The organism is Anaeromyxobacter sp. PSR-1 (genome assembly GCF_000964525.1).
Classification (GTDB): Bacteria; Myxococcota; Myxococcia; order Myxococcales; family Anaeromyxobacteraceae; genus Anaeromyxobacter.
The window spans coordinates 45772-52947 of record NZ_BAZG01000014.1 but is presented as its reverse complement, the minus strand read 5'-3'; the positions used below and the strand labels follow the sequence as shown (position 1 = coordinate 52947).

Annotated in this window: 5 protein-coding genes; 2 read left to right on the top strand and 3 right to left on the bottom strand. The window is 75.1% G+C overall.

Annotated features, from left to right (window positions below):
- Positions 1-1627, bottom strand: a 1627-nt coding sequence (locus PSR1_RS04545; protein ID WP_272946328.1) for a helicase-related protein, incomplete at its 3' end; no start/stop codon positions are given.
- Positions 1628-1837: 210 nt separating this feature from the next.
- Between PSR1_RS04545 and PSR1_RS04540 the strand changes: the two genes are divergently transcribed.
- Positions 1838-2269 (top strand): Hsp20/alpha crystallin family protein, encoded by a 432-nt coding sequence (locus tag PSR1_RS04540; RefSeq protein ID WP_059436448.1) that lies wholly within the window; start codon positions 1838-1840, stop codon positions 2267-2269.
- 181 nt (positions 2270-2450) lie between these two features.
- Here PSR1_RS04540 and clpA read toward each other — a convergent pair whose 3' ends face one another.
- Entirely contained in the window at positions 2451-4733 is a 2283-nt protein-coding gene (gene clpA / locus PSR1_RS04535; protein ID WP_059436444.1) for an ATP-dependent Clp protease ATP-binding subunit ClpA, read from the bottom strand.
- 2 nt (positions 4734-4735) lie between these two features.
- Positions 4736-5062, bottom strand: a complete 327-nt coding sequence (locus PSR1_RS04530) for an ATP-dependent Clp protease adaptor ClpS (protein WP_059436443.1) — start codon at positions 5060-5062, stop codon at positions 4736-4738.
- 130 nt (positions 5063-5192) lie between these two features.
- Here PSR1_RS04530 and PSR1_RS04525 point away from each other — a divergent pair, with 130 nt between their 5' ends.
- Complete coding sequence (locus PSR1_RS04525) at positions 5193-7154, top strand: prolyl oligopeptidase family serine peptidase (protein WP_059436442.1); 1962 nt, start codon at positions 5193-5195, stop codon at positions 7152-7154.
- The last annotated feature ends 22 nt before the right edge of the window (positions 7155-7176 follow it).

Here is a 7176-nt window from a genome sequence, read left to right as displayed (position 1 = left end):
GCGGCCAGCGTGGCGCGCAGCAGCGCCGCCTCGCGCGCGGCCACGTCGCCGGCGGCGGGCGGGGGACGGCCCGCGGCAGCGACCGGGCCAGGCGCTGGAGCTGGCGGCGGCTCCGCTCCACCGCCTGCGCCGCGCCCGGGCTCACGCCCATGCGCCGCAGCCGGTCGGGGTCGAAGCGCGCCCGGGCCGCCTCCTCGAACGCCTGCGCCAGCTCGAGCAGGTCGGACGGGCCGGTGGGCGGGAGCGCCGCCCCCTCCAGCGCGCGCCGCTCGCGCAGGTCGCGCTCGCCGAGCAGCGCCGCGAGCAGCGCGCCGTCGTCCGGCACGCCGCGCGCGGCCGCCTCCACCAGCAGCCGCCCGAGGCGCGGGTGGAGCGGGAAGCGGAGCATGGCGCGCCCGGCGGCGGTGGGCGCGCCGGCGGCGTCCACCGCGCCGAGGTCCGCGAGCAGCGCGCGCGCCGCCTCGAGCGCGGGCGCGGGCGGCGGCTCCAGCCACTCGAGGTCCGCGGCCGCCCCGAGGCCGGCCAGCGCCAGCAGCGTCTCCGAGAGGTCCTCGCGCAGGATCTCCGGGACCTCGAACTCGGGCCGCGCGTCGTGGTCGTGGCGCGTGTAGAGCCGCACCGCGCGCCCGGGCCGCGTGCGGCCGGCGCGCCCGGCCCGCTGCGCCGCCGAGGCGCGGCTGATCTTCTTCACCTCGAGCGTGGGCAGGCCGGACCAGGGCGAGTGCGAGGCGATCCGGGCGAGGCCGGAGTCCACCACCGCCACCACGCCGTCGATGGTGATCGAGGTCTCGGCCACGTTGGTGGAGAGGATCACCTTGCGGCGCGGTCCCGGCCGCACCGCGCGATCCTGCTCCTCCGGCGGCAGGTCGCCGTGCAGCGGCAGCACGTCCACGCCGGCGCCGGCGGCCCAGGCGGCGAGCGCCTCGCGGGCGCGGCGGATCTCGGCCGCGCCGGGCAGGAACACGAGCACGTCGCCGTCCAGGCCCTCGCGGTGCAGGCGCCGCACCGCCCGCGCCACGCGCTCCTCCAGCCGCAGGTCCGGCGCCGCCGCCTCCTCCGGCGAGAGGTGCTCCACCGCGACCTCGAAGCGCCGCCCCTCCGAGCGGAGCGCCGGCGCGCCCAGGAACGCCGCCACCGGGCCGGCGTCGAGCGTGGCCGACATCGCGACGAGCTTCAGATCGGGGCGGGCCGTGCGCTGGAGCCGCCGGAGGAACGCGAGCGCGAGGTCGCCCTGCAGGTGGCGCTCGTGGAGCTCGTCGAGCACCACCGCGCCGACGCCGGGGAGCGCGGGCTCGGAGAGCAGGCGCCGGGTCAGGAGCCCCTCGGTCACGTAGCGGATGCGGGTGCGCGGGCCCGCCATCTCGTCGAACCGCACCTGGTAGCCGACCGTCTCGCCGGGCCGCTCGCCCAGCTCCTCGGCCACCCGCCGGGCGGCCATGCGGGCGGCGAGCCGCCGCGGCTCGAGCACCACCACCTCGCCCGCGCCGGCCAGCCCGGCCTCGTGCAACGCGCGCGGCACGCGGGTGGTCTTCCCCGCGCCGGGGGGCGCCTCGATCACGAGCGAGGGGCCGGCGCGGAGCGCGGCGACGACCTCGGGGAGGAGCGGGTCGATGGGGAGCGGCTGCACCGGCCCCTTCTAACCCGCCGCGGGGAGGAGGAGAACCGTTCCGGGGGCGACGGGGGCCGCGCTTGACAGCCCCCGGGGCGGACTTACGTGGATGGGCGAGGGCGCGAGGCGGCGCACCGAGTTCCGAGCCCCGCCGCCGCACGCCCGGGCCATCCCGACCACGAAGTGCAGCGCGCGGGCGCGATCCGTCCGCGCGAGGAGGACACGACCATGCTGACCCTGCTGAGGAACCCCGATCCCGGCTTCGCCACGCTCTCCGCCGAGGTGAACCGGCTCATGAACGACCTCGCCCAGCCCGGCGCCCGGGGCTACGGCCTCGCGCCCGCCGCCGACATCCTCGAGACGGAGGCCGGCTTCCAGGTGGTGCTCGACGTGCCCGGGCTCGACCCGGCGGCCATCAAGCTGGACATCGAGAACGACACGCTCACCGTGCAGGCCGACCGCAAGCAGCCCGCGCTCGCCGACGGCGCGACCCTGCACCGGGGCGAGCGCCGCTTCGGCACCTTCTTCCGGGCGTTCACGCTCCCGAAGACGGTGGACGGCGCGAAGGTCGAGGCGCGCTACGACGCCGGCGTCCTGACCGTCACGCTGCCGAAGCGCGAGGAGGCGAAGCCGCGGACCATCGCGGTCCAGGTGAAGTAGCGCCCGGGCGCGGTCGTTCCGGAAGCACGAAGCCCCTGCCGTCGCGAGGACGGCAGGGGCTTCTTCGTCTTGTGGCTCCGCTGCGAGCGGGTGGCCCGCTCACCTGAGGGTCCCTCGACTCCGCGCGGGCCCGGTGGCCCGCGCTACGCTCGGGATGAGCGGACGGAGTCGAAGGGCGCCTCTACGCCGGCTCCGGCACCGGCTTCGGCGCCGGCGCGAGCACCGTCAGCACGAGCTTCGCGCCCTCGGCGTCCACGTCCACGCGGACCGTGCCGCCGGCGGCGAGGTCGCCGAACAGGATGCGCTCGGCGAGCGGCTTCTTCAGCTCGTTCTGGATGAGCCGCGCCATGGGGCGGGCGCCCATCTTGCGGTCGAAGCCGTGCTCGGCGAGCCAGGCGCGGCCCTCGGCGGTCAGCTCGATGCGGACCTTCTTCTCCGCGAGCTGCCCCTCGAGCTCCTTCACCATCTTGTCCACCACCCGCAGGATCACCTCGGGGGCGAGCGAGTCGAACGCCACCCAGGCGTCGAGCCGGTTGCGGAACTCGGGCGTGAAGGTGCGCTCGATGGCGTTGCGCGCGTTGCCCGGGTCGGACTGGTCGGTCCCGAAGCCGACGCGGCGGGCGGCCAGCTCGTGCGCGCCGGCGTTGGTGGTCATCACCAGCACCACGTGGCGGAAGTCGGCCTTGCGCCCGTTGTTGTCGGTGAGCGTGGCGTGGTCCATCACCTGGAGCAGCAGGTTGTAGATGTCCGGGTGGGCCTTCTCGATCTCGTCGAGCAGCAGCACCGCGTAGGGCGTCTTGCGGATCGCGTCGGTGAGCAGGCCGCCCTGGTCGAAGCCGACGTAGCCGGGGGGCGCGCCGATGAGCCGGGAGACGGTGTGCTTCTCCTGGTACTCGGTCATGTCGAAGCGCAGGAACTCGACCCCGAGGATGCGGGCGAGCTGCTTCGCCAGCTCGGTCTTGCCGACGCCGGTGGGCCCGGAGAACAGGAAGCTGCCGATGGGCTTCTCGGGCGAGGCGAGGCCGGAGCGCGAGAGCTTGATGGCGCTGGCGATGGCCTCGATGGCCTGGTCCTGGCCGTAGATGACCTTCCTCAGCTCGGGCACGAGGCTCCGGAGCTGCGCCTGGTCGTCGGCCGAGACCGTGCGCTCGGGGATCTTGGCGATCTTCGCCACCACCCGCTCCACGTCGCGGCCGGTGATGCGGCGGTGCCGCCGCGCCTCCGGGCGCATCCGGTCGCGCGCGCCGGCCTCGTCGAGCACGTCGATGGCCTTGTCCGGCAGCTGGCGGTCGTTGATGTGCTTCGCCGACAGCTCGGCGGCGGCCCGGAGCGCGCGCGGCGTGTACTCGACGCCGTGGTGCTCCTCGTAGACCTTCTTCAGGCCGCGGAGGATCTTGACCGTGTCCTCGACCGACGGCTCGTGGACCTCGATCTTCTGGAAGCGGCGGGCGAGCGCGTGGTCGCGCTCGAACGTCTGCTTGTAGTCGTGGAACGTGGTCGAGCCGATGCAGCGCAGCTCGCCCGAGGCGAGCGCCGGCTTGAGCAGGTTCGACGCGTCCATCGAGGAGCCGGTGGTGGCGCCGGCGCCGACGATGGTGTGGATCTCGTCGATGAACAGGATGGCGTGCGGGGTCTTCTTCACGCCGGCGATGACGCCCTTCAGCCGCTGCTCGAACTCGCCGCGGAACTTGGTGCCGGCGAGCAGCGCGCCCATGTCGAGCGAGTAGATCGCCGCCTTCTCCAGCACCGCCGGGACCTTCTTCTCGTGGATGCGGAGCGCCAGCCCCTCCACGATGGCGGTCTTGCCCACGCCCGGCTCGCCCACGAACACCGGGTTGTTCTTGCGCCGGCGGCAGAGCACCTGGATGGTCCGCTCGATCTCGGCGTCGCGGCCGATGAGCGGGTCGATCTGGCCCTGCGCGGCGCGCTCGACCAGGTTCACCGTGAACGTGCGGAACGGGTCCTTCACCGGGCGCGGCGCGCCCTCCTCGCCCTCGCCCTCGCCCTCGGCGCCGCCCGGCGACTCCTCGCCGTCCTTGGACACGCCGTGCGAGATGTACTGGAGGATGTCGAGCCGGCGGACGCCCTGCTTCTCGAGCAGGTAGACCGCGTGCGAGCCGCGCTCGCGGGTGATGGCGACGAGCACGTCGCCGGCGTTCAGCTCGGTGCGGCCCGACCCCTGGACGTGCCAGGCGGCGCGCTGCAGCACGCGCTGGAAGGCGGCGGTCTGCTCGGGATCCTGGCCGGCGGCCACCGACTCGAGCGTCCGGTCGAGGTACTCCTCCAGCTCGCGCTCGAGCAGCTTCAGGTCGGCGCCGCAGGCGAGCAGCACCTCGGACGCGACCTTGTCCTTGGTCATGGCGTGGAGCAGGTGCTCCAGCGTCACGTACTCGTGGCGCCTCCGGCGGGCCTCGCCCACCGCGGCCTGGAGGGTCTGCTGCAGCTCCTTGGACACCGTCACCATCGCTACTCCGGCTCGATCGTCACGAGCAGCGGGTATTCCGCCTCGCGCGCCAGGTCCATCGTCTTCCGCGCCTTGGTCTCGGCGATCTCGTAGGGATAGATACCGGCGACCCCCACCCCGTGCATGTGAACGTGGAGCATGATCCGGTGGGCGGACTCCGGGTCGTGGTTGAAGACCGTCATCAGGACGTAATCCACGAACTCCTGCGTCGTGTAATGGTCGTTGTGCAGCAGTACCTTGTACAGCGGCGGGCGCTTCGTCTCCCGCTCCGCGCGCGTCTTGGGGACGACGACCTCCGTATCGCCCCCGGGACGGGTTCGCTCAGCCATGGCCGTCCATTCTAATGCGTCCGGCGGACCCGGCGCGCACCCGGAGGCCCCCCGCGCGCGGTCCGAGGGCTCCCCCGCAGGACCGAGCCGGCTGCTCGCCTTCTGCGCAGACCTCGCCTAGAGGTGGGGAATGCACGCCCTTCTCCTCGCACTCGTCGCCGCGGCCGGCGCCGCGGCCGCCCCGCTCGACCTCGCCCCGGTCCCGGGCCTCCCCAACCTGCTCCAGCTCGGCGTCCCCGAGGTTCCCCCGGAGGTGTCCGCCCGGCTCGAGCAGTACGAGAACGCGCGGGCCGCGGTGCTCCGCGACGTGTCGGCGGACGGCCGGGCCATGCTGGTGACGACGCGGTTCGGCAGCACCGCCCAGCTCCACCTCGTGGCGGCGCCGCTGGGCATGCGCGAGCAGCTCACCTTCGGCGACGAGCCGGTGTCCGACGCCGCGTTCCTGCCCGGCCGGCCGGAGAGCCTGCTCTACCTCCAGGACAAGGGCGGCGGGGAGTTCTTCCAGCTCTACCGCCTGGACCGGCGCACCGGCCGCTCCGAGCTGCTCACCGACGGCAGGAGCCGCCACCAGGACCTGGTGGTGTCGCCCGACGGGCGGCGCTTCGCGTACTCGGGCACCGGCCGGAACGGCAAGGACGCCGACGTGTACGTGGCCGAGGCGGAGCGGCCCGCCGCCGCGCGGCGCGTGGTGGAGGCCGAGGGGAGCTGGTCGCCGCTCGACTTCTCGCGCGACGGGCGCCGGCTGCTGGTGCGCCGCTACCGCGCCGCCTCCGACGCCGATCTCGAGCTGGTGGACCTCGCGACCGGCGCGCGGACGCCGCTGCTCGCCGGCAAGGGCTCGGTCGGCGGGGCCGCCTTCTCCGCCGACGGCAGGGCCGTGTACGCCATCACCGATCGCGGCGCCGATCACGCCGCGCTGGTCCGGGTGGACCTGGCGCGCCCGGCCGCGCCGCCGCGCCCGGTGGCGCCGGGGGTGGCGTGGGACGTGGAGCAGGTGGCGGTGGCGCGCGACGGCACCGTCGCCTTCACCGCCAACGCGGACGGCGTCTCGCTGCTCCATGCCATGGACCCGCGCACCGGGCGGCTGCGCGGCGTGCCGCTGCCCGGCCGCGGCGTCGCGACGATCCGCTTCCCGCCGGGCCGCGGCGACGTGCTCGCGGTCGGGCTGGTGAGCGCCACCTCGCCCTGGGACGCCTGGACCGTCGAGCTCCGCGGCGGCAAGGCGGTGCGCTGGACGCGCTCGGAGGTGGGCGGGCTCGATCCGGCCGGGTTCGTGGAGCCGGAGCTGGTCCGCTACCCCACCGCCGGCGGCGCCGAGGTGCCGGCCTTCCTGTACCGGCCGCGCGGCGGCGGGCGGGCGCCGGTGGTGGTGAACTGGCACGGCGGCCCCGAGGGCCAGCACCGGCCCGCCTTCAGCCCGCTGGTGCAGTTCCTGGTGGCGGAGCTGGGCGTGGCGGTGCTCCAGCCGAACGTGCGCGGCTCCGCCGGCTACGGGAAGGACTGGCTCGCGCTCGACGACGGCGTGCGCCGCGAGGAGGCGCTGAAGGACATCCCGGCCACGTTCCAGTTCATCGCGTCGCGGCCCGACCTCGACGCGGCCCGCGCCGTGGTGTGGGGCGGCTCCTACGGCGGCTACATGGTGCTCGCGACGCTCACGCTGTTCCCGGGCCTGGCGCGGGCCGGCGTGGACGTGGTGGGCATCTCCTCGCTGCCGAGCTTCCTCGAGAGCACGCAGGCGTACCGGCGCGACCTGCGCCGCGCGGAGTACGGCGACGAGCGCGTGCCGGAGGTGCGCGCGGTGCAGGAGCGGATCTCGCCGCTCGGCCGGGCCGGCGCCATCCGCGTGCCGCTGCTCGTCGTCCAGGGCGCGAACGACCCGCGCGTCCCGCGCTCCGAGGCCGAGCAGATCGTCCGGGCGGTGCGCGCGAACGGGCAGGAGGTCTGGTACGTCCTCGCGCTCGACGAGGGGCACGGCTTCAAGAGGAAGGAGAACCGCGACCACGCCGACGCGGTCACCGTCGCGTTCCTGCAGCGGATGCTGGGCGGCGCCCCGCCGGCGAGCGCGCAGCCGGGCGGCGCCCCGGCGCGCTGAGCGCCGCGTCCGGCGGGCCGGC

Excerpts from the sequence above, each read along its gene's own strand:
- PSR1_RS04540 (WP_059436448.1), top strand. The coding sequence starts at position 1,838 with ATGCTGACCCTGCTGAGGAACCCCGATCCCGGCTTCGCCACGCTCTCC.
- PSR1_RS04525 (WP_059436442.1), top strand. The coding sequence starts at position 5,193 with ATGCACGCCCTTCTCCTCGCACTCGTCGCCGCGGCCGGCGCCGCGGCC.
- clpA (WP_059436444.1), bottom strand. The coding sequence starts at position 4,733 with ATGGTGACGGTGTCCAAGGAGCTGCAGCAGACCCTCCAGGCCGCGGTG.
- PSR1_RS04530 (WP_059436443.1), bottom strand. The coding sequence starts at position 5,062 with ATGGCTGAGCGAACCCGTCCCGGGGGCGATACGGAGGTCGTCGTCCCC.